The sequence below is a fragment of the Streptomyces sp. YIM S03343 genome (genome assembly GCF_054729195.1).
The window spans coordinates 4,021,312-4,046,506 of record NZ_JBPUKX010000001.1 but is presented as its reverse complement, the minus strand read 5'-3'; the positions used below and the strand labels follow the sequence as shown (position 1 = coordinate 4,046,506).

Sequence of the window (25,195 nt, the reverse complement as noted above, 5' to 3'; positions counted from 1 at the left end):
CGTAGCGACGGAGGGGTACCGGTTTGCGTCTGAGGAGAATAACGCTTAGTACAGGCGCTGCTACACCCAGTTGCTCAAACAATCGATTACGTCGCTTCTGGTGCGGATTGGTGTCTGATCAAGTGGTGTGACATGACCGTTTGTTGATTGATTCAGATCGTGTTGCGCTCGCTGTGGGGCGTGTTATGGCCGCGTACCGTCAACGAGACTGGTCCAGGGCATAGCGGCGCACGCCCGACGGATCGGGCGTGTCCGGTGTGTGAAGTCTGTGACGATCAGCACCGATCGACGCGGGCGACCACGCCCTGAGCACGCGGCACCCAGCCCCGCCCAGCCGTGGGCAGCTGCGCCCAGCCTCGCCCAGCCGCGATCCGGGCCGATCCGCGGGCAGCCGCCGCCCAGCCGCGGGCAGTCGTGCCGCTGCGGGGGTCCCCCCTGCTCGAAGAGCTTGGGGGAGGCACGGGTGGGCGCGGGCGGCAACCCGACAGCGCCGGGCAGCGCGACCTCCCCCCGCAGTACCCCATGGGCGCCGGGCAAGCGCGACCCACCCCCGGCCACCGGCAACCCCGGTCGCCACCCCGTCACGGCCGCCTGCGGCTGAGGCGCTGGCACCGACCCGCGAGCGTCAGCTCACCGCCGCCGCCGGCTGATGGCGATAGCCGCAGCCGTGCCCCCGGCAACCGCACCCACGCCCGCCGCAGCCGGAATCCCGACCTTCGCCGCCTTCCGCGCCGTGCGATAGTCCCGCAACCGCCAGTCCTTGTCCCGAGCGTGCTTACGCAACTTGGTGTCCGGGTTGATGGCGTAAGGGTGCCCCACCAGCGAGAGCATCGGAATGTCATTGTGCGAGTCGCTGTACGCGGCGCAGCGCGTGAGATCCAGCCCCTCCGCGGCAGCCAGCGCACGGACCGCCTCCGCCTTGGCGGGCCCGTGCAGCGGCTCGCCGACCAGCTTGCCGGTGTAGACACCATCGACCGACTCCGCGACCGTGCCGAGCGCGCCGGTGAGTCCCAGGCGGCGGGCGATGACCTGGGCGATCTCCACGGGGGCGGCGGTGACGAGCCACACCTTCTGACCGGCGTCGAGGTGGGCCTGGGCGAGGGCGCGGGTGCCGGGCCAGATCCGCTCGGCCATGTACTCGTCGTAGATCTCCTCGCCGATGGACTTCAGCTCGGCGACGCGGTGGCCCTGGACGATGGACAGCGCGGAGTCCCTGGCCTCCTGCATGTGCTCGGGGTCCTCGATCCCGGCCAGCCGGAACCATGCCTGCTGCCAGGCGAACTTGGCGAGGTCGCGGGTCTCGAAGAACTTCCGCTTGTAGAGGCCTCGGCCGAAGTGGAACAGCGCGGCGCCCTGCATGACGGTGTTGTCCAGGTCGAAGAAGGCGGCGGCCTTGTCGTCGCCGGGCACCGGGAACTCGGGTTCGGCCCGGGCCTCTTCCCTCTCCGGGGCCTCCTGGCCTTCCTGGCGTTCCTGGGCTTCCAGAACCTCCTGGGCCACCTGGGCTTCCTGGGAGGATTTGCGCGCTGCCTCCGCCGAGGCCTCGCCTGCCAACACGCTCCGCGCCGTGGCGGAGCGCCTACGGGGAGTGAGCCATCCTAGAGCGGCCATGGCGTGAGCATAGCCAGTCTGCCCGGCAGTTCCGGAGCCGCCAGGTACGAACGCTGTGAACTCTCCGCGACTGGGCCGTTAAAGAGGTCATACGACGAGGGCGCCGCCCGCCGAGGTCGCGTCCCGCGAGGTGGTGCAAGCGATCACGCGCTGCGCCCTCCGGTACCTGGCTCGCAATGGTCTCCCCGTCGGCGCGGCACGCGAAGTGGCCCGGTCAAGCGCCAGGAGTGGCCCAGCCGGTCGAAGCATCCGGCGTGACCAGCGAGTTCCGGTCCCTTGATCGGCTGCACCACCCGGCGGCAACACCGTTGCGTTTGGCCGATGGGTGGGTCTGTCAAGGGGGCGAACACGAGGGCGGGACCCCGGGTAGGTCCCTTGGTGTCGAGCCAGGGATGAGCAACCCGGAGGTCCCGTTGTTACGGAAGTCTGCCAGCGTCCGGTGCCCAGCGACAGATCCGGACCTGTACGCGCCCGGCCACCTCGGCGAGCTGACCCGGATCATCGATCCCGTCCTCGTCGATGCGGTGATCGAGGAGACCGCTGCGCGGGAACAGCGGCTGCGTCTGCTGCCGGCGCGGGTCGTGGTGTACTTCGTCCTCGCCCTGGCCTTCTTCGAGCGGTCCTCCTACCAGGCGGTCTGGGGCAAGCTCACCGCGGGCCTCGCCCACACCGCCGTGGCACGGCCGTGTGCCTCGTCCCTGTCCCGTGCCCGCCGCAGGGTGGGCGTCGCACCGCTGCGTGCCCTGTTCACAGTCCTGGCGGGGCCGGTGGCCACCCCCGTGCAGTCCTGCGCCTTCTACCGCGGGCGTCGCGTGGTCGCCATCGACGGCACCACGCTGAACGCCCCCGACGAGACGGCGGTGACCTCGCGGTATCCCAAGCACGTCGGCCGCGTGCGTGAATTCGGATACCCGATCGTGCGCCTGGTGGCCCTGGTCGAGTGCGGCACCCGTGCCCTCCTCGACGCGGTCTTCGGCCCGGACCGGATCGGGGAGATCTCCTACGCCCACCGCCTGCTCGGCCGTCTGGACGCCTCGATGCTGCTGCTGGCCGACGCCTACTACGACGCGGTCGGCTTCCTGACCGCGGTCTCCGACACCGGCGCGGCCTTCCTGCTGCGTTCCACCCGCAAGCGGCGCCCGACCGTCCGGCACCCGCTGTCCGACGGCTCCTACCGGACCTTCATCCAGTCCAACAACTACCGGGCAGGCCACGGCTACGGCCAGCGCCTGGAGGTCAGGGTGATCGAAGCGTGGGTGACCGTCACTCTCGCAGACGGGACCCGACGCACCGAGCTGTGGCGCCTGCTCACCACGCTCCTGGATGCCGAACGCCACCCGGCCACGGAGCTGATCGAGCTCTACCACCGGCGCTGGCAGGCGGAGACCTGCTACTTCTCGCTGAAGTCCACCATCCTCGACGGCCGGGTCCTGCGCTCACGGACGGTCCCCGGCCTCGAGCAGGAGATCTACGCCCTGCTGACCGTCTACCAGGCACTGATCAGGACGGCCGACGACCTCACCACCGTGCACCCGCAGCTGTCCGCGCACCGCGTGAGCTTCACCGTCCTGCTGCAGGCCGCCGCCGACCAGATCGTGACCGCAGCAGGCATCGCCCCGGCCGAACCGGTAACGCTGGTGGGCGCGATCGGCCGCGCCGCCCTGGCGAACCTGATCCCGCAGCAACGCCGGTGGCGAATGAAGTCACGGATGCTGAAGAGATACAGCAAGTACCCCTTCAACCGGAACCGCCACCCGAGAACGGCGCAGAAATACACCATTCACACCGAAGTGATCGCCGACGGATGGACCCCTTGACAGCAACGCCGCCCGCCAAACGCAACGGTGTTGCACCCGGCGGGACGCCATCCCCGCCGACCCGCGAAGCCCCCACGAAGCGCGCGCGAGGCACTCACTCAGCCCCCACTGGATCCCCGGCTCGACGTCGGCTCGACCCCCGGCCGATACCCGACCCAACCCGCACCGCCCCCGGGCGGAGCCCCGCCGCAGGCGGGACAATGGCCGGTATGACTCCCCTCTTCCGCCGGGAATCCCCGGCGCCTCAGGCCCGGCCCGACCGACTCGTCACTCTCGTCAGCAAGCCGGGCTGCCATCTGTGCGACGACGCGCGGATAGTGGTGGAGAAGGTGTGCGACGAGCTGGGTGTGACGTGGGAGCGCAAGGACATCAGCGAAGACCGGCAACTGCACGATCTCTACTGGGAGCAGATTCCAGTCGTCCTCATCGACGGGGCGCAACACACGTTCTGGAGGGTGAACGAACAGCGGCTGCGCAAGGCCCTGACCGGCACTGACTGACCGGTACAACTGGCCTACCGGTTGGCTTAGGATCGATGGGCAAATGGGGCTCGGGGGCGGGATTCATGAGGAGAGTGGGCGGTTTTGCCCCGGTTGAGAAAGGGGCCTAGGGGCCTAGGGGCTGGTTCCTTGCCATGGCCGGGAGCCTGCGTGACCCCGGTCACGTTCGACGGGCAAATCGGACACCATCTTTGTGCACGCGTTCACAAAGACATAGCCTGCTTTCGACGGGGCGGTCTGGGGACACGTGACCGCCTTCAGCCCCGCTCTACCCGCAGGAGCACCGTGGCAACTGGCCGACCTAACAGACCGGCGACCCGCAGCCGAGGCATCCCCGAGGCCACTGTCGCCCGTCTCCCGCTGTACCTCAGGGCACTCACCACACTCTCGGAGCGATCCGTACCCACGGTCTCCTCGGAGGAACTGGCGGCAGCGGCGGGGGTCAACTCCGCGAAGCTGCGCAAGGACTTCTCGTATCTGGGCTCCTACGGGACGCGGGGCGTCGGCTACGACGTCGAGTATCTCGTGTACCAGATCTCCCGCGAGCTGGGGCTCACACAGGACTGGCCGGTTGTGATCGTCGGCATCGGAAACCTGGGTGCCGCGCTCGCCAACTACGGCGGTTTCGCCTCCCGCGGGTTCCGGGTCGCCGCGCTGATAGACGCCGACCCCGCGATGGCCGGGAAGCCGGTCGGCGGGATCCCGGTGCAGCACACCGACGACCTTGAGCGGATCATCCAGGCCAACGGCGTGTCGATCGGCGTGATCGCGACCCCCGCGGGCGCCGCCCAGCAGGTCTGCGACCGCCTGGTGACCGCCGGAGTCACCTCCATCCTCAACTTCGCGCCGATCGTGCTGGCCGTGCCGGACGGGGTGGACGTGCGCAAGGTGGACCTGTCCATCGAGCTCCAGATCCTCGCTTTCCACGAGCAGCGCAAGGCCGGCGAGGAGGCCGCGCACAGCGCCGCCGCTGCTGCCGCAGGTACCGCTGCCGCAGGTGCCGCCGGAGACGGTGCTGCCGTACCGCCCGCCGCGACCCGCGGCGAGTCCGCCGATCAGGGGCCAGAGGGGGACGTACCCGCTGTGATGCCCGCATGAGTCTTCTCGTCGTGGGGCTGAGCCACCGCAGCGCGCCGGTGAGCGTGCTGGAACGGGCCGCGCTGACCGCGGACGCCCAGGCGAAGCTGCTGCAGGACACGGTCGCCGCCGAACCGGCCGCCGAGGCCGCGGTGCTGGCCACCTGCAACCGCATCGAGCTGTACGCCGACGTGGACAAGTTCCACGCCGGGGTCGCCGAGCTGTCCACGCTGCTCGCCCAGCACAGCGGCGTCGGCCTGGACGAGCTCACGCCGTATCTCTACGTCCACTACGAGGACCGGGCCGTCCACCATCTGTTCTCGGTGGCCTGCGGACTCGACTCGATGGTCGTCGGCGAGGGCCAGATCCTCGGTCAGATCAAGGACTCCCTGGCCCGCGCCCAGGACCAGCACACCGCCGGACGGCTGCTGAACGACCTGTTCCAGCAGGCTCTCAGGGTCGGCAAGCGCGCCCACTCCGAGACCGGCATCGACCGCGCCGGGCAGTCCCTGGTCACCTTCGGCCTGGAGCAGCTCGCCGCGGGCACCCCGGTCACCGACTGGGCGCGCGGCAAGCGGGCCCTGGTGATCGGCGCCGGTTCGATGTCCTCGCTGGCCGCGGCGACGCTCGCGCGGGCCGGGATCGCCGAGGTCGTGGTCGCCAACCGCACGCAGGACCGCGCCGAGCGCCTGGTGACCCTCCTGGAGGAGCAGTACGGAGCGCGCCCCGTCGGGGCCGACGAGCCGGACGTGCTGGCCCGCGCGGTACCGATGGAATCGGTGCCGGTCGAGCTGACACGTGCCGACGTCGCCGTCTCCTGTACGGGCGCCACGGGCCTGGTCCTGACGGCGACCGCGGTCGCGACGGCCGCGGAGTACCGTACGGCGCGACCGGTCGTCGTAGAAGACCTGCCGCACCTGCCGCCCACCAGCCTCGGCACCGAAGAGGGCTGCCCGCTCGACCTGCCGACGGCGGAAGGCACCCGGCGCGCCGCCGCCACGAACGGCTTCTCCGTGATGGGGGACGCCGCGGTGGCCGGCATCGACGCGGCGACCCTGGAGCAGCACGCAGCCTGGGTCGGCAACGGCACGGTGGACCGCCGGGAGGCGGCCCGCCACGCGTCGGACGAGACCGCAGTCAATGACACCGACGAGGTCACCGAGGACGCCGAGCTGATCGCCGCGCTCGCCGCGACCGCCGCCGCCGTGGGCCGTATCCCCGAACTGCGCAGGCCCGAGCCGCTGACCGCACGGGTCCGCCGCGAGCCCGCGCTGCACCTGCTCGACCTCGCCATGCCGCGCGACATCGACCCGGCCGTGCACCGCCTCGCCGGGGTGCGGCTGGTGGACATCGAGTCGCTCGCCGACGCGTCCGCTGACGCCCCGATGGCGGCCGACGTCGACCAGGTGCGCCGTATCGTCGCCGACGAGGTCGAGGCGTTCGGCGCGGCGCAGCGGGCTGCGCACATCACGCCGACGGTGGTCGCGCTGCGCGCCATGGCCGCCGATGTGGTGGCCGGTGAGATCGCCCGCCTGGAGGGCAGGCTGCCGGGCCTCGACGACAGGCACCGGGCCGAGATCTCCCAGACCGTGCGCCGCGTCGTCGACAAGCTGCTGCACGCGCCGACGGTACGGGTCAAACAGCTCGCGGCCGAACCGGGCGGAGCGGGGTACGCGGATGCCCTGCGGACCCTGTTCGACCTCGACCAGGAGACGGTGGCCGCCGTGTCCCGGGCGGTGGACGACGCGGGCCGGACGGACGGCGCCGCGGGCAGGGCAGCGGACGACGGGGGCAGGACGGCGGGCGACGGGGGCAGGACGGACGTCATCGGGACGGACGCCGCAGACGTCGAAACGAACAGCAAGAACCGAGGGCCAGCATGAGTGTGCCGAGAGAACCGCGGGCTGTGGTGCCCCGCCGGCGAAGGACGCCGGACGACGGGACGCTGCGGCTCGGGACGAGGCGGAGCAAGCTCGCCATGGCCCAGTCCGGGCTGGTGGCGCAGGCCGTACGGCAGGCGACCGGGCGGCCCGTCGAACTCGTCGAGATCACCACGTACGGCGACACCTCGCGCGAACATCTCGCGCAGATCGGCGGCACCGGCGTCTTCGTGGCCGCCCTGCGGGAGGCGCTGCTGCGCGGCGACGTCGACTTCGCCGTGCACTCGCTCAAGGACCTGCCGACCGCGCAGCCCGAGGGGCTGACGCTGGCGGCTGTGCCGCTGCGCGAGGACCCGCGCGACGCGATCGTCGCCCGGGACGCGCTGAAGTTCACCGACCTCCCCAGCGGGGCGCGCATCGGCACCGGTTCGCCGCGCCGGGCGGCGCAGTTGAACGCGTACGCCCGCACGCACGGGCTGGACATCGAGACGGTGCCGATACGCGGCAACGTCGACACCCGGATCCGGTACGTCCACAACGGCGAACTGGACGCGGTCGTCCTCGCCGCCGCCGGTCTGAACCGGATGGGCCGCGCCGACGAGGTGACGGACTTCCTGTCGGTCGACACGATGCTGCCGGCGCCCGGCCAGGGCGCGCTGGCGATCGAGTGCGCCGCGGACGATCCGGAGCTGATCGCCGCCCTCGCCGAACTGGACGACCCGTTCACCCGGGTCGCCGTGACCGCCGAGCGGTCCCTGCTCGCCGCCCTGGAAGCCGGTTGCAGCGCCCCCGTGGGCGCGCTGGCCGACCTGCTGGACAGTGGGCAGATTGTCAAGGAGATGCGCCTGCGGGGCGTCGTCGGGTCGACCGACGGCGCGACGCTGGTGCAGCTGTCCACCACCGGTCCTGTGCCCGGGACGCACGAGCAGGCGATGACGCTCGGGCGCGTCCTCGCCGCCGAGATGCTCGCCCAGGGCGCGGCCGGTCTGATGGGGGAGCGAGCGCAGTGAGCCCCACCACCTTCCCTGCCGCCGGACCTGAACACGGGCACGTCACCTTCCTGGGTGCCGGACCCGGGGATCCGGGACTGCTGACTCTCCGCGCCGTGGAGGCGCTGGCGAGCGCGGACGTTCTGGTCGCCGAGCACGAGGTGCTCGACGTCGTACGGACCCATGCCAGACCGGGCGTGACGTTCGTACCCACGGACAAGGATCCTGCGGGTCCCTCTCCTTCTTCTGAACCGAATCCGGGCACGGGCGCACCCCAGCTGACGGTTGTCGACAGTGCGTCAGCAACCGCTGGGTCCCCGTCTGTGCGGGACGCCACACATCTTGTCATGGAGGCTGTGCGGGGTGGACGGCGGGTCGTCCGTGCGGTGTCCGGTGACCCTGGCCTGGACGTTTACGCCGCCGGAGAGATGCTGGCGTGCGCCTCGGCGGGGATCCCGTTCGAGGTCGTCCCCGGCATCGCGGCCGCCGTCGGAGTCCCCGCCTACGCCGGAATCCCCCTCCGCGACGCCCACGGCGCCGATGTCCGCTTCGTGGACGCCCGTACGGCCTCGGAGCGCTGCTGGACCGAGGTCGGCGCGTCGGACGGCACGGTGGTCGTCTCGACGACGCTGGACTCGGTAGCGGCGGCGGCGGGCGAACTCGTCGCGGCCGGCCGCAGGCCGGACACCCCGATGACGGTGACGGTCGAGGGCACCACGACCCGCCAGCGCACGTGGACGGCGACGCTGGGCACGATCGCCCAGACCTTCAAACAGGGCAAGGTCCTGCCCTCCCCGGACGGCTCCCGCTCGGTGATAGCGGTGGTGGGCGAGAAGTCGACCGTCGCACGGCGCCACGACCTGGCGTGGTTCGAGTCGAAGCCGCTGTTCGGCTGGAAGGTCCTGGTCCCGCGCACCAAGGAGCAAGCAGCCTCCCTGTCCGAGCAACTGCGCTCCTACGGCGCGGTCCCGCACGAGGTCCCGACCATCGCGGTGGAACCGCCCCGCACACCGCAGCAGATGGAGCGGGCGGTGCACGGCCTGGTGACGGGCCGCTACGAGTGGATTGCGTTCACGTCGGTCAACGCGGTGAAGGCGGTCAGGGAAAAGTTCGAGGAGTACGGCCTCGACGCCCGCGCCTTCGCGGGCATAAAGGTGGCGGCGGTAGGCGACCAGACGGCCAAGGCCCTGATCGAGTTCGGCGTGAAGCCGGACCTGATCCCGAGCGGCGAACAGTCGGCGGCGGGCCTCCTGGAGGACTGGCCCCCGTACGACCCGGTCTTCGACCCGATCGACCGAGTGTTCCTCCCGCGAGCGGACATCGCCACGGAGACGCTGGTGGCGGGCCTGATCGAGTTGGGCTGGGAGGTGGACGACGTCACGGCCTACCGCACGGTCCGCGCCTCGCCCCCGCCCGCCGAAACCCGTGAGGCCATCAAGGGCGGCGGCTTCGACGCGGTCCTGTTCACCTCCTCCTCCACGGTCCGGAACCTGGTGGGCATCGCTGGCAAGCCGCACAACGTGACGGTGATCGCCTGCATCGGCCCGGCCACGGCAAAGACGGCGGAGGAACACGGCCTACGGGTCGACGTCATGGCCCCGGAACCGTCGGTCCACAAACTGGCGGAGGCACTGGCGGACTTCGGCCTCAAGCGGCGCGCGGCGGCGGTTGAGGCGGGGGATCCGGTGACCCGTCCGAGCGAGCGGCGCCCGGGGGCGCGGAGGCGGCGGTCTACGACGTGAGGTGGTAGCCGACGTGAGGGGCGGGGGAGCACCCCCGCCCCTCTTTGCTTTCGTCAGGTGCGGGCGGCGTAGGGGAGGAAAGCGGCCCAGGTGGTGGGGGTGAGGGCGAGGCGGGGGCCGGTGGGGGTCTTGGAGTCGCGGACGTGGATGGTGCCGGGGACGGTGGCTACCTCGACGCAAGAGGGCGTGTCCGCCCCGCTGTAGCTGCTTTTTATCCACCGCAGCTTGGTGTCGACTCCGGAAGCGGGCTTGATGCTCATGGATCTCCCAGCAGTTTCTCGATGAAGGCCAGCGACTCTTGAGGGTTGAGCGCCTGGGACCGGATGATCCCGTAGCGAATGTCGAGGATCTGAACGAGCTTCGGCTCAGCGATGGCACGGCTGATCAGCTGTACCTCGTTGTACCCGATGGTGCTGCCGTCCTGGAGCCTGAGCACCCGGAACGGGCCGTCGACCCCTGCGTTCCCCTCACGCTCCAAAGGCATGATCTGAAGGTCAACGTTCCGCAACTGGCTGAGCTGCAAGAGTCGTTCGAGTTGTGCTCGCATCACCATTCTGCCCCCATACGGGCGACGCAGCGTTGACTCGCACTGGACGAAGCTGAGTACTGGGAGCGCAGCGGAGTCGTCGATGATCGCCTGTCGGGCCAACCGCGCTGCGACCTGCTGCTCCAGCTCATCCTTGGTGAACTGAGGACGTCGGGAGCTGAACACCGCCTCCGCGTACTCCTTGGTCTGCAGGAGACCGTCGATGACCGAGTTGTTGTAGGAGCAGATCTCGACGGCCTCGGCCTCCAACTTCTTTACGTCCCGCACCTTTTTGGGGTACCGGGCCTCGGCCACGTCCTCCTTCATCGCGGAGATCTTGCCGTTGGCGCCAACCGCCAGGTCCGCTGCGTCGAGGTACTCGGGGCGGGGGATACGGCGGCACCGCTCGACGGACGACACCAGCTCGTGCCCGTAGCCGATGGCCGTCGCGAACTCCGGCTGCGTCATACCGGCGGACTCGCGCCACATCTTGAGCTGCCGGACCACCGTGCGCATCACGGCACCGGACTCGTCGTCTTCGTCGTCCGAGTTCCACTTGTGCATGTTCGGTCACCACCCTTCGCTGAACCTGTGTGTCCAACTCCGGCCGTGGGTCTGGCGTCACTGTGGACGTGCCGGACGCAAGCCGGGCAGAGCCCGGACGCTCACGCTCCGCACGGACCGGGCCTCTTCACAGAGTAGGCGCGAACGAACACTCTGAGTGACGTGACAGAAGAAATCACCCGAACCAGAACTTCCGTTTCTGAACTGCGCTTCTCCGTACCGCTGTCGGCAACAAGGCGAGGAGCCCGCTTGGCAAGGCTGCTGGCGACGGAGCAACTGCGCACGTGGGACGTACCGCTGGACCCGGCAAGACTGATCGTGGCGGAACTGGCGACGAACGCCGCGCTGCACGCGCGAGTCCCAGGCCGAAGCTTCCGCCTGACCCTGATCCTCACGGACCGGACAACCCTCCGTATCGAGGTGAGGGACGCACGAGGCGACCGCAGCCCGGAACACCAGGAACCGCAGGAGGGCCCACTTCGTGAATCCGGCTACGGCCTGCTGCTGGTAAGGGAGTTGTCCGACCGCTGGGGCGTACAAAGCGGCCCGGTGCCGTGCAAGACGGTGTGGTCGGAACTCGACCTCCGACGGCGCGCGGACGGTCAGCCGTAGATCCGCGCCGCGACGGCCGTGCCCACCCCTGGCCGGGCGGGCGCGGTGCAAAGGGCGCTCTGCTGTCTGCGGAACGACGAAGCCCGTGGTCAGCTCAACAAGCTGACCCCGCACGGACCTTAAACGCCAAGCTCAGCTGTGGCTGACTATCTGTTCACGAGTTCTTTGGGCTGTTACATCCGTGCCGCTTGGCTGACTGCGTGGCGAAGGTGATGAGCGCCTGGTGCTCGGAGATGCTGGCTTTGGCGTGGGAGGTGAGGGGCTCGAACGTGTACAGCGCCGAGCCGGTGGGACACGAGGCGGTCGTCCAGGACTTGCCTTCGTTGCTGCCTGACGTGCCGAGATAGTCGTCGGGGCTGCGGTAGGGATTGTGGCGGGGTGCGTTCGTGTAGGGGCCGTAGTAGGCCGCTATGCGGAAGGTCGGTTCGCCGTTGTTCGTGGCCAAGAAGCACTGCTCGATCGGGGCGGCCGGATCCGGCTGAGCTTCGTACGAGGCGGAGTTCACGCCCTGGCAGGTTCCGGTTGCCGCACCGGACTTCTTCAACTTGTCGAAGGTACCGGTAGAGGTCGCGGCGGTCACCTTCTTGGTGTCGGGCAGCGCACACCCCTGATCCTTGGCCGCACGCTTGAGAGCCCGGGTGATCATGACGGCCATACCGTTACGTCGCTTCTGCGGGTCGGCCGCGGCATTGGCGTTGGCTACACCCATGATCAGGACGAGGTCGTCGTTCGCGTTCTTGCCGCACGGTAGGTACGCGGTGGCGTAGGGCTTGGTTCTCGTCCCGGATGAGACCAGGGCCGGCCAGCCGTTGCCCACGGGCACGAGGGCCTGTTCCCAGTCCGCGAGGATTTCGGCAGGGTTCGCGCGAATCTGCGCAGCAGCGTCCTGACCACGCTGCACCATGATGACCAGCTCCGTGTTCGTGTCCCCCGGGTCATACACCCTGCAGCCCGGACGGCCGATCGCCTTGCCGCTGACCCGGTCCATACCCAGGGCCTTGCGTGCCTCCGCGGCGCTGACCAACCCCTTGCACGCGTCGTCCAGCGCCCGCCCGTCACGCCAGGAGTCATAGGCCCCCGACGCGTAGACGACACCACCAACGGCCACGATGACGGCGGCCACGATCATGGCGGCGACGGACTTTTTCATCAGGACAGTCCCCTGTGCAGGTCGGCGAGGGCTTGGTTGCGGGAACTGCTGTAGTGCAGATCCATGTAGTCCGAAAGATAGTTCGGTCTGGACGCGGTCTTGTCCAGCCCCCTGTCCAGGTACCACTGGTCGAGGAGGTCGTGCGCACCTTGCGAGTTGGCCCTCGTCACCTGGCCAACTTTGATGTTGGCCAACTGGTCTGCTTCGGCCTTCACGTCCTTGGACCACTCATAGGTCGCGCCGTCCACCATGCGTTGTGCTGTGTCGCCGACGCCGGGGATGAGCGTGAGGGGTGCGCCCCCAGCGTGGTAGGAGTACCGGGCCACGTCGTCGATCCACGCCTTGCGGGCGTCGCGGTCGTCGAGGATGGCGTCCGCGCCGATGGCGTTGAAGACACCAGCCCCCATGCCCACGTCGGCGACCCGGTTCTCCCAGTCCTTGTTGTCGCTGTACGTCGCGTTGGCCCCGGCCAGCGTGTGGGCGGCTTGGGCTCGTTCGGCGTCGTAGAGGTGGGCGAAGTTCTGCGGGTTGTCAGAAACACCGCGTAGCACCCTTGTCAGGGAGTCCTGCGCCACATTGAGGTGGCCTCCCGCACTGTCGTCGATGACTGAGCCACCGTGTATGTAGCCGTAGCTGGGGTCGTGGGTCAGGGTCCTGTGGGTGTCCGGGGCGTAGTCCACCAGGGCTCGGGCGATCGGGTCGCGTAGGTTGGCGGTGATGCTGTCGTCCTTTGTGTCCTGGTCGAGGAGGTTCACCGTCCGCTGCATGATGCGGGCTTCGGCAGGGCTGTGCCTTCCGTCGCTCTGCTGGGACGTGTCGTCGGCGGGATGCCCGGTGGCTCCCGCCTCGATCGCGGCACCGAGCCCCATGCGATTGTCGCCGTCGACGGTGTCGGCCGAGTCGATTTCCCGCTCACCCTGCCACTCAGTGGTGCTGACGACGTTCCAGTCCCGTTGCTTGAGGAGGTAGTGGAGACGGTCCTCGGTGCCACCAGCGTGCGGATCGAGATAGCCGGTGGCCGCCTCCGGGTCACGGCCCATGATGCCCAGGGCACCGTCAACCGGGTCATTGGCGAACCAGCCGTCGCCGTTCTTGCCGTCGAACTTGCCGTGGAGGTCCCAGACGTTCGGGTGGTCCTTCTCCGCGGCGATCGCGCCGTCGGTGACGTCGGAGAGGAACTGTGGTGAGTAGCCATGTCCCTGCTGCATCAGCGTGACCAGGCTCTGGTAGCCGCGCACCTGCTGGCCGTGTCCCTTGGCAATCGTGTTGACCTTGTCCCCGGCAGCCTTGAGGTCGTACTCGTCAGTGCCGTGTTCCCGCAGGTCGTTGGCCCACTTGGTGTAGAACTGGGCGTCGTCGGTCCGCAGCCAGTTGCCGAAGGCGTCGTTGTACCCCTTTGACCCGAAGGGCAGATGTCTGCCGTTCGCGTCCTTGAAGTCGGGGACGCGGGTGGCAGTCGCCAGCGAGTCGGCTATGCCTCCGTTGATCTGGAGGTAGGCGTTCTTGTCCTTGGTGTCGTCGAAGTACGCCAGGTCGTCGATCTTGTTGGTGAGCTTGAGCGTCTTGTCCGCGCCGAGCGAGTTGAGGAGGGTCTGGCTGAAGGCCTTGTCGTGGGAGTTGTCGCGCATGAGGCGCTGCCACTCCTTCAGGTCGTCGCCTTGCAGCTTGTCGCCGTTCAGGATCTGGTTCGCATACTGCTTGGCTTCGCGGGCCTCGTACACCTCGATGTCGCCGACGGCGGAGCCGTTGAAGGTGTGGCCGCTCTGCCCCATCGCCTGGTCGAACGCGCGCTGGGTCCAGCTCTTGATGCCCGCCGCTTCGTGGAGAGCGAGCTTGACGCCCTGGTCGGTCGGCAACATGGCGAGGAGCCCGCTTGGCAAGGCTCCTGGCAACAGAGCAACTGCGCACGTGGGACGTACCCCTGGACCCGGCACGACTGATCGTCGCGGAACTGGCCACGAACGCCGTGCTGCACGCCCGAATCCCGGGCCGAAGCTTCCGCCTGACCCTGACACTCACGGCTGGGACAACCCTCCGTATCGAGGTGAGGGACGCACGAGGAGACCGCTGCCCGGAACGCCCGGAACCCCAGGACGGCCCACCCCGCGAATCCGGCTACGGCCTGCTGCTGGTACGGGAGCTGTCGGACCGCTGGGGCGTACGCAACGGCCCGGTGCCGTGCAAGACCGTGTGGGCGGAACTCGACCTGTGCGTGGTCCTCGTGGCTCAGCGGAACTCGTGAACCACCTGGATCTTGCCGACGATGTGAGCGTTGAACTCGTCGAGTTCCTCGGCCGGTACCCACAGTTCGAGGATGGTCTGTCCGCCTGCCTGCTGGACCGGGTACCTGCGCAGGAACTCGGGCTCGACGTCGAACCGCGTGACGAAGCCGGCGCCGTCGTACTTGACGTTCCAGTCTCGCGCGATCCTGACGGCGTAGTCCTCGTTGAGGACGGGGTAGAAGATCGGCTGCTCGGGAAGCCGGGGCGGCCAGGCACGCCAGTCCAGCTCACGCACCAGCTCCAGCTCCTTGGGGCCGGTGGGACGCCACAGGGTCGTCGTTGCGTGCTGGCTGTTCACGGGAACCGCTCTCCGAGAAGAAGCAACCGCCGATGCGGCTGTCCGGGGGCAGACGGTACCGACAGCTCAAGCGCGGGAGCCACTGAATTTCACACAGTCATATCGGGATTGTTTGTCAGCCCGGACTGCCGGTGCCCAGGAAGGGGTGTCCCGGTTGTCCTTGGGCCGGAGCCGCTGGCGGTCAAGGAATTAAAGAAATTCGGGGGAAAGAACCTTCCCAACCAACCAAACCTCGCGTACGTCACTCGCAGGAGTGAAACAGGCCGAACTGGCTGGCGCGTTGGTGGCTTGGGGAGGCAGTCTCAGCTTCAGGCAGCGACGTCCCTACGACGCCTCGCCCGCCCATGACCCACACATGCATCGGCCCCCGCCGGGACTGCAATCCCAGTGCGAGGGCCTGACCAAGCAAGGAAGCAGAACCTTCCCCATGGCTGAGACGAAGCTTAGTGCGCTCGCGCGCCGGAATCAGGGCGTTCCGAGCACTTCCACCCAGTCCGGTGTCATCCACATCAAGGAATTCCAGCCCGACCGGTACTCGATCGTCGGCAACCACCTCTCCCAGCACGGCGAGTTGTCCCTGACCGCGATCGGACTCGGCGTCCACATCCTGTCGCTGCCCGAGGGCGCGCCCGTCGACATCCGCTCCCTCGCCGCCCGCTTCACCGAGGGCCGCGACCGCATCGCCTCCGCCCTCCGTGAGCTGGAGGCCGGCGGCTATGTGGAGCGGGTGCGGGAACGGGTTGCCGGTGGACACGTGATCACTCGTACGTACGCGTACAACGCGCCCGAGATCACCAGGGCGCGGGACTCCTTTCCCCAGCCTGTGGACGGCGAAGGCCCTTCGGCATCCGCCCCCGACTCCGTACCCGAACCGGCTGCCGAGGTCGTGCTCACGGTGGTTCCCGACCCGTCCCCGGACCCCGACCCCGTGCCGGAACCTCCCCGCGGTGAACACCACGACAAGGCCGAGGCCCTCCTGGTCGGCCTCCGCCGCACGGACTCCCGGCTCATGCTGTCCAGCGCGGATGTACGACGCCTGACGCCCGCGGCCGTCGCGTGGTTCGAGAACGGCGTCGGCAGGGCCGACCTGCTGTACGCGTTGACCTACGATCTGCCTCCGGTGCTGAAGCACCCGGCCGGATTCCTCGCCTACCGCCTCCGGGAACAACTCCCGCCACCCCCGCTGCCCCTGCCGACCTCGCCGGACGTCCCCGCCGAGCCGACCGCCGACACCGAGCCGACCCCTTCGTACGCCATCGTCGACTGCTCGGGCTGGTGCAATCGCGTCATCCGCGGCCCCGAGGGCGCGCTTTGCAGCGACTGCCGGAAGCTCGCCGCAGCGATGCCTCTTCCGCCGGTGCCCCACCAGCCGAAGGTGGCCCACATGAGGCGCCCGACGGCACTGGGCACGGCTCAGGCTGCTCATGACCGACCGCAGGACGCGGGGCGGGCAGAGCTGACGATCCGACCGCTCCACAGCGCCGTACGCCCATCGGTCTCAGCCGGGACACGGAAAACCCGGTGTGAGGACCCTGCCATCAAGGAAGAAGCGTCTCCACATGGTTGAGAACAACTCCAAGCCCGCTCCGCGTCCGCATCATGATCTCCGGCGGAGCGACACCCACTCGGGCGTCGTTCACGTCCGTGCGTACCCGTCCGGTCAGTACGTGGTCGTGGGCAGCCACCTCGCCCAGCACCGTGACTTGTCACTGACGGCCATCGGTCTGGCGACCCACATCCTCTCGGTTCCGGAGGGCACACCGGTCGACATCCGCAGCCTCACCGACCGGTTTCCCGAGGAGCGCGACCGGATCGCCTCGGCACTGCGCGAACTGGAGAGGCACGGCTACCTGAAGCGGATTCGCGAGCACACGGAGAAGGGCCGTCTGGTCACACACACGTATGCGCACCACGCTCCGACGACCAACCCCTGAGGGATCGTGGTGTTACTCGGTGGCGGTCCCCGACGCTGTGTCCCTATTCTTCTGGGCACAGCGTTGACGGAGACGAGTAGCCAGGGATCACGCGAGCCGAGAGAGCCGCCGGTAGCTGCGAAGGCGGTCTCGTGCCCCGAGGTGAAGACCCTCCTGAGCGCGGGGAGGAACGGCCCGGCCCGTGGTCCAATGCCCCGCCGGCTGACCCCCGTCACCGGGTCCGAATGAGGCCGTCACTCCGTGGCGGCGAAGGTGCGGTGGAACCGCGAGTCGCCCTTCTCGCCCGCACCCCCAAGGGATCATGCTGATGTCCTTCGGAGGACCGCAATGATCCACAGCCGTGTGCAGGTCTCCGACCTGCGAGAACACATCGGCCGTATGGTAACCGTCTGCGGATGGGTGAACACCCTTCGCCTGCTGAGCAAGGTGCAGTTCGTCATCGTCCGGGACTGTAGTGGTCTCGTGCAGGTGACCCACAGACGTGACGGCGGCGGGCCGATGGAGGCCCAGTTCCAAGCGCTCACCCCGGAGTCCGCCGTCAGGATCACCGGCCGGGTCGTCGACGCGGCCCAGGTGAAACTCGGCGGCTTGGAGATCCTCCCGGAAGCGGTCGAGGTGCTGAACCCGGCCGCCACGCCGCTGCCGATCGACGAACGGACCGGTCTCGAGCACCGGCTGGACTGGCGCTTTCTCGACGTACGTCGCCGTCCCGCTGCTCAGCTGATGTTCGCCGTGCAGACCACCCTGGAGCAGGGCCTGCGTGAGTACGCCTACGCGCAGGGTGCCACCGAGATGCACACCCCCAAGCTCATGGGCACCGCCTCGGAGTCCGGCGCCGAAGTCTTCGAGCTGGGCTACTTCGGCCGTAGCGCCTACCTGGCGCAGTCGCCGCAGTTCTACAAGCAGATGGCGATCTCGGCGGGCGTCGAGAAGGTCTTCGAGATCGGGCCGGTCTTCCGAGCTGAGCCGTCGCTGACCACCCGGCATGCCACCGAGTTCACCGGGGTCGATGTCGAACTGGCGTGGATCGAGGACGTCGAGGACGTCATGGCGTTCGAGGAGCAAATGCTCGCCCATGCCCTCGCCAAGGTCGCCGACATTCACGGAGCGGAGATCCGGGAACACTTCGGCGCGGAGATCATCGTCCCTACGACGCCCTTCCCCCGTATCACCATGGCCGAGGCGCACGACGTCCTGCGCGGGGGAGGCTGGGACCCCGAAGAGATCAAGGAGGACCTGGGCCCGGAGGGCGAGCGGAGGATCAGCGCCCATGTCCACGAGACCACCGGGCACGAGTTCGTGTTCATCACGCACTACCCGGTGGGCATCCGGCCCTTCTACCACATGCGATCGGCCCACGACCCGGGCGTGACCCTGAGCTTCGACCTCCTCTGGAAGGGCCTGGAGATCACCACCGGCGCCCAGCGCGAGCACCGCTACGACATCCTGCTGGCCCAGGCCGCCGAGAAGGGCCTGCGCCCGGAGCCTATGCGGGACTACTTGAATGCCTTCCGCTACGGCTGCCCGCCCCACGGCGGCCTGGGCATGGGCCTGGGCCGGGTACTGATGGCGATGCTCGGCCTGGATTCGATCCGCGAGGCCACCTTCCTGTTCCGGGGCCCGAACCGGCTCACTCCGTGACCCCATTGGTAGGTGGCTGCGTCCCACGGCACGAGGCCGATGGGCGGTGGGGGAGCGACGTGCTGCCGCGCTGGAGGCGAGGGACCCGGTGACCCGACCAAGTGAGTGGCGACCGGGAGGTTCGGCGGCGCCGTACGACCTGACGGTCCGGGGCCGACACTGCGGTGAGGGTGACGGTCCTGGTGACCGCCGTCCTCCGCGCGCCCATGTACTTGGGCCCTTCACAGTCTGTCAAGTTACCCTCACGTCATGTCCATGCTGCGACCGGCGTGGGTGTGAGGTGAGGGAGGGGTTTATGAGCCACGGGGGCTTACCGCTCGACGAGATAGTCGCGGGGCATCGTGCGAGCGCGCGCATGCTGGTCCGGCTCAGTCCGCGCCTGCGGCAGGTGGCCGAGCTGGTGGCAGGCGGGCTGAGCGATTCGGATTCGCCGACCGGTTGTTCAAGAAAGGCCGACAACGAGCTGGGGCCTATGGGTGTTGCTGGGCGGTCCAGCGGGCGAGGATCCTCTTGTGAGCCAGCCCATGCCGTAGTTGCCGAAGCCCGAGTGCGTCTTGATCCCCGTCGAGGCCCTACCCGAGGTGTCCACACAGATGGCTGTCGGTCTCGGGGAGGCCGGCATCCCTGCCGGGTTGATCGGTTACGCCCCCACCGGTGGTAGCCCGGGAGTGATCCCGGTCGGTCATGGCCAGTCATGGCCAGTCATGGAATGTGGGTGTTGGCGGTACGAACGCTGTGCCACCGATTTCGTCGCCAAGTGGATCGTTGCCTCATGAGGCGGGATGCCTGATGCCCAGGTGGAAGCGCAGCAGGCGGAGCTGGTCGGGGGTCAGTACGGGTTCCGCGTTGGTGAGTTGTCTGGTGAGGGCCTCCGCGGTGGGGCCCCGTGGCATCGAGTAGGTGGTGGCGGCTTCGCGGGTGAGCCAGTTCTTGAGGTCGCTGCGGGCTCCGTTGCGCAGCATGGGGGAGGGGTCGGTGAAGAGTTCCAGATCGGTGAGCAGTCGCGTCCAGACGTCCCTCTCGTGCAGCAGCCGGTAGGCGGCCATGCGGATGTGCTGTGCGTTGCTCTGGGCGAGGAGGGCCTGGAGGTGTCGCAGGTCCAGGCGGGACGCCCAGGGGAGCAGGGCCCTGGTGACCTGCCGAGTGACCGCGCCGGACGGGTCCGTGAGGAGGGTGGTGACGGTGTCCGGGCCGGCCGCGCCCAGACGGCGCAGTGCTCGTACTGCCTCTGCTCGTCCCCGGGGGCGCGGGTGATCGAGCCAGGGGAGGACGAGTGCCGCGTCGTCCGCCGCTCCGGTTTCGCCGAGGCCCGCTATGGCTCCCGGGGCGGGGAGAGGGGGGACCACGAGGCGCCTGTAGTTCTCAGCCGGGAATGATCCGGCGCGGCGCAGTGCGGCCTGGGCGACCGCCCGTACCGTAGGGCTGCGGTCGGCGAGCGCGGTGACAGCGGGGGTGATGTCTCCTGCTCGGGCCAGCGCGTGTACCGCCTCAGCGCGCACAGCCGCCGTACCGCTCGTCAGCAAGGGACGGACAGCGTCGACGCTTCCGGCAGCGGACGCCTTCCTCACCGCGGCCTCCGCGCACCGGGTCCGGGTCAGCGGGTCGTCGTCGTACTCGGCGGCGCGGAGCAGTTGCGGCAGATCGAGACGGTCGGCGGCGAGTCCCGTCAGGTACGCGATGCGTCGTGTGCGCCGGTCGGGGGCTGCCAGGGCTGCGGCCAGTGACTCGATCGGGCCCTCGCGGAACGCCGACTCGACGCGGTCCGCCAGCCAGCGGCCCTCACGTCGTTCGCTCAGGGCCAGGGCGACCGGCGCGACCGCGAGGAGGGTCGCGGCGGAGGGCTCGGCGAGTTGTTGTTCGAGTGACTTCCGGGCTCGGTCACGGACCTGTGGCACCCAGTCCGCCGCCCGCAGGGCCAGCGAGGGCATCGCCAGGGGGCCGTTGAGTTCCGCCAGACGCGCCACCGCTGCCTCGCGGACCCGGCCGTCGGGGTGGCACGCGGTGGTCGCGAGCCCCAGATAGGAGGATTCGCCCTGCGCCAGCCGCTGTATCGCGGTCGCCGACCAGTGCGGAGCAGGCCACCATGCCCGGCGGGTCGTCGTATCGAGCAGGAACCATACCCGGGGGCCCGCCCGCAGCAGGAGCTGTGCGGTCGCGGCGAGCAGCTCGGGGTCGCCGTCCCGGTCCACGGCGAGGAGCAGCCGTGCCAGTTCATCGGCGTCGTTGTCCTGCGGGGCCTCGGCAGCGGATATAGCGTCGCCGAGTTGCCGCTCGGTCGGTCGGACGGGCAGGCGGTCTTCGGGCAACTGCGGTACGGCGTCCTGTACGTCGGCTCGCGCGCGCCGCCAGTGCCGTAGCAGCTTTCGCCGGAGGCTGCGGGGCACGGCGCTCTCCTTCCGGAGCAGAGGCCGACCGATTGTGCGGCCGAGGTTCGATGATCCTCTTCGTCCGGCCTGATGCGCGAGCGAGTTTTCGCCCGACAATGCGTCGGCAAACCCCCTCACCCGCGGGCGTAGCTTAGGCCTATGACGAAGTACGGATCCTTTCCCGGTACGCGTCCCCGGCGGCTGCGGACCACTCCCGTGATGCGGCGCATGGTCGCCGAGACCCGGTTGCATCCCGCCGATTTCATCCTGCCTGCCTTTGTGCGCGAAGGCGTCACCGAACCCGTGCCCATCGCCGCCATGCCCGGTGTCGTCCAGCACACCCGCGACAGTCTCAAGAAGGCCGCCGTCGAAGCCGTCGAGGCCGGGATCTCCGGGATCATGCTCTTCGGGGTGCCGGAGGAGGGGAAGAAGGACGCCTTCGGGACTCCCGGTACCGATCCCGACGGAATTCTTCAGGTCGCCATCCGTGATGTGCGGGCCGAGGTCGGGGACGAGCTTCTTGTGATGTCCGATCTCTGTCTCGACGAGACCACCGATCACGGGCATTGCGGGGTGCTCGACGCCGAGGGGCGCGTCGACAACGACGCCACCCTTGAGCGGTACGCCGAGATGGCCCAGGTGCAGGCCGACGCCGGGGCGCATGTGCTCGGGCCCAGCGGGATGATGGACGGGCAGATCGGCGTCGTCCGTGACGCCCTCGATCAGATCGGGCGTGAGGATGTCGCCATCCTCGCCTACACCGCGAAGTACGCCTCCGCTTTCTACGGGCCCTTCCGGGAGGCCGTGGGGTCCTCGCTGAAGGGTGATCGCAAGACCTACCAGCAGGACCCTGCCAACGCGCGCGAGTCCCTGCGGGAGTTGGCCCTCGACCTCGAAGAGGGCGCCGACATGGTCATGGTCAAGCCGGCCGGGCCCTACCTCGACATCCTTGCGCGGGTCGCCGACTCCGTCGACGTGCCTGTCGTGGCCTACCAGATCTCCGGGGAGTACTCGATGGTCGAGGCCGCCGCGGAGAAGGGGTGGATCGACCGGGAGCGGGCCGTCCTGGAGACGCTCACCGGGATCCGGCGGGCCGGGGCGCAGAACATCCTCACCTATTGGGCCGTCGAGGCCGCGCGGATGCTTCGCTGAGGGGCGAGTTCTTGGGTGCGGGTGCGTGGGGGCTGGTCGCGCAGTTCCCCGCGCTCCTTACGGGGTTGCGCTGAGGCGGTTGCAAGGTTCCCCTGGCAGCAGTCCCATCGGGGCACCTTGCCGTGTACGGGTGCGAGGTGCCTGGACTGGGCCCCGGTCCTGGGAACCTGCAAGTCCCGCCAGAAGTTAGGTTGTTGACCAACCCAAAGCGAAACACACACCCCCCCAGGGAGTTGCCCCATGCCCGGCGATGCTCTCAGCCAGGACCCCGCGGAGCTGAGAAGGAGGATCGACACCAGCAAGGCGCACCCCGCCCGGGTGTACGACGTCTTCCTCGGCGGCAAGGACAACTACCCCATGGACCGCGCCGCCGCGGCCGCCGCCCTCTCCGCCAACCCCCGCGGGTATCTCGACGTTCGCCACAACCGCGACTTCATGCGCCGCGCCGTCACCCGGCTCGCCCAGCACGACGGCATACGGCAGTTCCTCGACATCGGCACCGGGCTGCCCACGGGCGACAACGTCCACCAGATCGCCCAGCGGGTCATTCCCGACGCGAGGGTCGTCTACGTCGACAACGACCCGGTTGTTCTCGCGCACGCCCGTGCTCTGCTCACCAGCGGGCCCGAGGGACGTACCAACTACATCGACGCGGACTTCCGCCACCCCAAGTCCATCCTCGAACAGGCCGCCGAGACCATCGACTTCGGGCAGCCCGTCGCCCTCGTCCTCGCCGCCATCCTGCACTTCGTGGAGGACGACGAGGCCTACTCGGTGGTCCGGGGGCTCATGGACGCCCTGCCGTCGGGGTCCCGTCTCGTGCTCAGTCATCTCACCGACGAGATTCACCCCGTGCCGACCCGCGCCGTCCAACGGACCTACACCGAGCGCGGGTTCACCTTCGTGTTCCGGTCCAAGGACGAGGTCGAGCGGTTCTTCACGGACACCCCCGGGCTCACCCTCGACGAACCCGGTGTCGTGCCCGTCCACCAGTGGCACCCGGACCCGGCGCCCCTCCCGCCCGCCATCGACCCCGCCGACTTCGACGCCCTCGACGACATCGAGAAGATCCGCTACCGCGACATCAACGACGTCACCGACGACGACATCAATGTCTACGGGGCGAGTGGTCGTAAGGCCTGACAGCAGAGAGAGTGACAGCAGACATAGGGGAGGGGCTGTGCGCGGGAACCCGCGCACAGCCCCTCCCCTATGTCTCCGAGGGCTCAGAGACTCAGAGCCGTTCCGGCGTCCTGATGCCCAGCAGCGCCATGCCCTTGTGCAGCGTCCGCGCCGTGATGTCCACCAGGAACAGACGGTTCTCCACGACCTCCGGGGCGTTGTCCGCCGAGAGGACCTGGCACTGGTCGTAGAACGTCGTCAGCAGCGTGGCCAGGTGGTAGAGGTACGCCGCCATCTTGTGGGGTTCGTACGCCGCCGCGACCTCCCGGACCGTCTCCGCGAACTGGTCCAGGTACAGGCCCAGGGCGCGTTCGGCGGGGGCGAGGGGGAGCTCCGGGTGGGGGACCGGGCGAGCCTCGCCCGCCTTGCGGAGGATCGACTGGATACGGGCGTACGCGTACTGGAGGTACACCGACGTGTCGCCGTTCAGCGACACCATCTGGTCCAGGTCGAACTTGTAGTCCCGCACCGCCGATGTCGACAGGTCCGCGTACTTCACGGCGCCGATGCCGACCCACCGGCCGTTCTCGGTGATCTCCTGCTCGCTCAGGCCCACCTTCTCGGCCTTCTCCCGCACCACGGCCGTGGCCCGCTCGACCGCCTCGTCGAGGAGGTCCTCCAGCCGTACCGTCTCGCCCTCACGCGTCTTGAACGGCCGGCCGTCCTTGCCGAGCACCGTGCCGAACGCCAGATGCAGCGCCGTCGCGTCGCCGTTCAGCCAGCCCGCCCTGCGTGCCGTCTCGTAGACCATCTTGAAGTGCAGCGACTGGCGCACGTCGACGACGTACAGCAGCGTCGACGCCTTCAGGTTGAACACCCGGTCGCGGATCGCCGACAGGTCGGTCGCCGCGTAGCCGAAGCCGCCGTCGGACTTCTGGACGATCAGCGGGACCGGGTTGCCGTCGGCGCCCTTGATGTCGTCGAAGAACACGCACAGCGCGCCCTCCGAGCGCACCGCGATGCCCGACTCCTCCAGCATCCGGCAGGTCTCCGCCAGCATGTCGTTGTACCCGGACTCGCCGACGATGTCGGGGTCCCGGATCTCCATGTCCAGCTTCTCGAAGACCGAGTAGAAGTAGATCTTCGACTCGTCGACGAACTTCTGCCAGGTGGCGAGGGTGTGCGGCTCACCGGCCTGGAGGTCGACCACCCTGCGCCGCGCCCGCGTCTTGAAGTCCTCGTCGAAGTCGAAGAGGGACCGCGCCGCCTTGTACAGGTGGTTCAGGTTGGACATCGCCTCCTCGCCGCTCGCCGCACCGGTCCGGTGGTCCAGCTCGTGCGGGTGCTCGTCCAGGTACTGGATGAGCATGCCGAACTGGGTGCCCCAGTCGCCGATGTGGTGGCGCCGTACGACCGTCTCGCCCGTGAACTCCAGCAGCTGCACCACCGCGTCGCCGATCACCGCCGACCGCAGATGCCCGACGTGCATCTCCTTCGCCACGTTCGGCTGGGCGTAGTCGATGACCGTCGTGCCCGCGTTCGCGTTGTACGGCACGCCGAGGCGGCCCGTGTCGTCCGCGTACCGCGCCGCCAGGTTCCCGGTGATCGCCTTGTCGGCGATCGTGAGGTTCAGGAAGCCGGGACCGGACACCTCGACGTCCGCGATCACATCACCGGTGGTCACCTGCGACACGACCTGCGCCGCCAGCTCCCGCGGGTTCGCCTTCGCCCGCTTGGCGAGGGCCAGGATGCCGTTGGCCTGATAGTCGGCCCGGTCGCTTCGTCGCAGCAGCGGGTCCGCACCGGCGGCCTCCGGCAGGGTGGCCGAGAGGGCGGACGCGAGCTGCTGCTGGACGGAATCGCTGAGGGACGTGACCGAGGCCATGGGAGGTGCCGTTCTCCTCGAGGAATGGAAAGCCACGCCCAGTATCC

The 25,195-nt window shown here is 68.9% G+C and carries 21 protein-coding genes; 13 read left to right on the top strand and 8 right to left on the bottom strand.

The genetic code is table 11. From position 1 onward, the window contains the following. Window positions 1-630: 630 nt before the first annotated feature. Entirely contained in the window at window positions 631-1,611 is a 981-nt protein-coding gene (locus ACSYGN_RS17335; protein WP_460396584.1) for an HAD family hydrolase, read from the bottom strand. A 392-nt stretch (window positions 1,612-2,003) separates the two neighbouring features. Here ACSYGN_RS17335 and ACSYGN_RS17330 point away from each other — a divergent pair, with 392 nt between their 5' ends. The 6 genes from ACSYGN_RS17330 to ACSYGN_RS17305 all read left to right on the top strand — a co-directional run bounded on the left by ACSYGN_RS17330 (window position 2,004) and on the right by ACSYGN_RS17305 (window position 9,616). Next, window positions 2,004-3,428 carry an IS4 family transposase gene (locus ACSYGN_RS17330; RefSeq protein WP_460396581.1) on the top strand — a complete coding sequence of 475 codons (1,425 nt, stop codon included), beginning with the start codon at window positions 2,004-2,006 and terminating at the stop codon, window positions 3,426-3,428. A gap of 200 nt (window positions 3,429-3,628) precedes the next feature. Continuing rightward, window positions 3,629-3,928: a glutaredoxin family protein gene (locus tag ACSYGN_RS17325; protein WP_460396579.1), complete on the top strand. Its 300-nt coding sequence runs from the start codon at window positions 3,629-3,631 to the stop codon at window positions 3,926-3,928. Window positions 3,929-4,213: 285 nt separating this feature from the next. Next, window positions 4,214-5,026: a redox-sensing transcriptional repressor Rex gene (locus ACSYGN_RS17320; protein WP_460396577.1), complete on the top strand. Its 813-nt coding sequence runs from the start codon at window positions 4,214-4,216 to the stop codon at window positions 5,024-5,026. Further along, entirely contained in the window at window positions 5,023-6,888 is a 1,866-nt protein-coding gene (locus tag ACSYGN_RS17315) for a glutamyl-tRNA reductase (protein ID WP_460396575.1), read from the top strand. Before ACSYGN_RS17320 ends, ACSYGN_RS17315 begins: the two co-directional genes overlap by 4 nt. Then, a complete protein-coding gene (hemC, locus tag ACSYGN_RS17310; RefSeq protein ID WP_460396573.1) occupies window positions 6,885-7,895 on the top strand; it encodes a hydroxymethylbilane synthase in 1,011 nt (336 codons plus the stop codon). Before ACSYGN_RS17315 ends, hemC begins: the two co-directional genes overlap by 4 nt. Further along, a complete protein-coding gene (locus tag ACSYGN_RS17305; RefSeq protein WP_460396571.1) occupies window positions 7,892-9,616 on the top strand; it encodes a bifunctional uroporphyrinogen-III C-methyltransferase/uroporphyrinogen-III synthase in 1,725 nt (574 codons plus the stop codon). The genes hemC and ACSYGN_RS17305 overlap by 4 nt, the downstream gene beginning before the upstream one ends. A 53-nt stretch (window positions 9,617-9,669) precedes the next feature. On the opposite strand, the gene ACSYGN_RS17300 is transcribed toward ACSYGN_RS17305, so the two are convergent. Next, window positions 9,670-9,876 carry a DUF397 domain-containing protein gene (locus tag ACSYGN_RS17300; protein ID WP_460396569.1) on the bottom strand — a complete coding sequence of 69 codons (207 nt, stop codon included), beginning with the start codon at window positions 9,874-9,876 and terminating at the stop codon, window positions 9,670-9,672. Next, window positions 9,873-10,706 (bottom strand): helix-turn-helix domain-containing protein, encoded by an 834-nt coding sequence (locus ACSYGN_RS17295; protein WP_460396567.1) that lies wholly within the window; start codon window positions 10,704-10,706, stop codon window positions 9,873-9,875. Before ACSYGN_RS17295 ends, ACSYGN_RS17300 begins: the two co-directional genes overlap by 4 nt. 162 nt (window positions 10,707-10,868) lie before the next feature. Here ACSYGN_RS17295 and ACSYGN_RS17290 point away from each other — a divergent pair, with 162 nt between their 5' ends. Beyond that, window positions 10,869-11,318, top strand: coding sequence for an ATP-binding protein (locus ACSYGN_RS17290; RefSeq protein WP_460396565.1), 450 nt, complete (start codon window positions 10,869-10,871; stop codon window positions 11,316-11,318). Window positions 11,319-11,472: 154 nt separating this feature from the next. Here the strand turns inward: ACSYGN_RS17290 and ACSYGN_RS17285 are convergent, their stop codons facing one another. Both ACSYGN_RS17285 and ACSYGN_RS17280 read right to left on the bottom strand, forming a co-directional pair. After that, entirely contained in the window at window positions 11,473-12,468 is a 996-nt protein-coding gene (locus ACSYGN_RS17285; RefSeq protein ID WP_460396563.1) for a hypothetical protein, read from the bottom strand. Continuing rightward, window positions 12,468-14,327 (bottom strand): DUF6571 family protein, encoded by a 1,860-nt coding sequence (locus ACSYGN_RS17280; protein ID WP_460396561.1) that lies wholly within the window; start codon window positions 14,325-14,327, stop codon window positions 12,468-12,470. The genes ACSYGN_RS17285 and ACSYGN_RS17280 overlap by 1 nt, the downstream gene beginning before the upstream one ends. A 14-nt stretch (window positions 14,328-14,341) precedes the next feature. Here ACSYGN_RS17280 and ACSYGN_RS17275 point away from each other — a divergent pair, with 14 nt between their 5' ends. Further along, window positions 14,342-14,710: an ATP-binding protein gene (locus ACSYGN_RS17275; RefSeq protein ID WP_460396559.1), complete on the top strand. Its 369-nt coding sequence runs from the start codon at window positions 14,342-14,344 to the stop codon at window positions 14,708-14,710. Here ACSYGN_RS17275 and ACSYGN_RS17270 read toward each other — a convergent pair. Beyond that, a complete protein-coding gene (locus ACSYGN_RS17270; RefSeq protein ID WP_460396557.1) occupies window positions 14,695-15,048 on the bottom strand; it encodes a hypothetical protein in 354 nt (117 codons plus the stop codon). The two genes, ACSYGN_RS17275 and ACSYGN_RS17270, sit on opposite strands and share 16 nt — an antisense overlap. A 427-nt stretch (window positions 15,049-15,475) precedes the next feature. Here ACSYGN_RS17270 and ACSYGN_RS17265 point away from each other — a divergent pair, with 427 nt between their 5' ends. The 3 genes from ACSYGN_RS17265 to aspS all read left to right on the top strand — a co-directional run bounded on the left by ACSYGN_RS17265 (window position 15,476) and on the right by aspS (window position 18,623). Further along, the gene (locus tag ACSYGN_RS17265) at window positions 15,476-16,615 is read left to right on the top strand and encodes a helix-turn-helix domain-containing protein (protein ID WP_460396556.1); all 1,140 of its coding nucleotides are present in this window, start codon (window positions 15,476-15,478) and stop codon (window positions 16,613-16,615) included. Further along, window positions 16,608-16,982 (top strand): hypothetical protein, encoded by a 375-nt coding sequence (locus ACSYGN_RS17260; RefSeq protein WP_460396554.1) that lies wholly within the window; start codon window positions 16,608-16,610, stop codon window positions 16,980-16,982. The genes ACSYGN_RS17265 and ACSYGN_RS17260 overlap by 8 nt, the downstream gene beginning before the upstream one ends. 327 nt (window positions 16,983-17,309) lie before the next feature. After that, window positions 17,310-18,623 (top strand): aspartate--tRNA(Asn) ligase, encoded by a 1,314-nt coding sequence (gene aspS / locus ACSYGN_RS17255; protein ID WP_460396552.1) that lies wholly within the window; start codon window positions 17,310-17,312, stop codon window positions 18,621-18,623. Between the two features lie 770 nt (window positions 18,624-19,393). On the opposite strand, the gene ACSYGN_RS17250 is transcribed toward aspS, so the two are convergent. Beyond that, the gene (locus ACSYGN_RS17250; protein WP_460396550.1) at window positions 19,394-21,007 is read right to left on the bottom strand and encodes a hypothetical protein; all 1,614 of its coding nucleotides are present in this window, start codon (window positions 21,005-21,007) and stop codon (window positions 19,394-19,396) included. Window positions 21,008-21,148: 141 nt separating this feature from the next. Between ACSYGN_RS17250 and hemB the strand changes: the two genes are divergently transcribed. Further along, window positions 21,149-22,141, top strand: a complete 993-nt coding sequence (hemB, locus tag ACSYGN_RS17245; protein ID WP_460396548.1) for a porphobilinogen synthase — start codon at window positions 21,149-21,151, stop codon at window positions 22,139-22,141. 240 nt (window positions 22,142-22,381) lie between these two features. Continuing rightward, window positions 22,382-23,284, top strand: a complete 903-nt coding sequence (locus ACSYGN_RS17240; RefSeq protein ID WP_460396546.1) for an SAM-dependent methyltransferase — start codon at window positions 22,382-22,384, stop codon at window positions 23,282-23,284. Between the two features lie 91 nt (window positions 23,285-23,375). Here ACSYGN_RS17240 and argS read toward each other — a convergent pair whose 3' ends face one another. Further along, on the bottom strand, window positions 23,376-25,148 hold the full coding sequence (gene argS, locus ACSYGN_RS17235) for an arginine--tRNA ligase (protein ID WP_460396544.1): 1,773 nt from the start codon (window positions 25,146-25,148) through the stop codon (window positions 23,376-23,378). Window positions 25,149-25,195 lie beyond the last annotated feature (47 nt).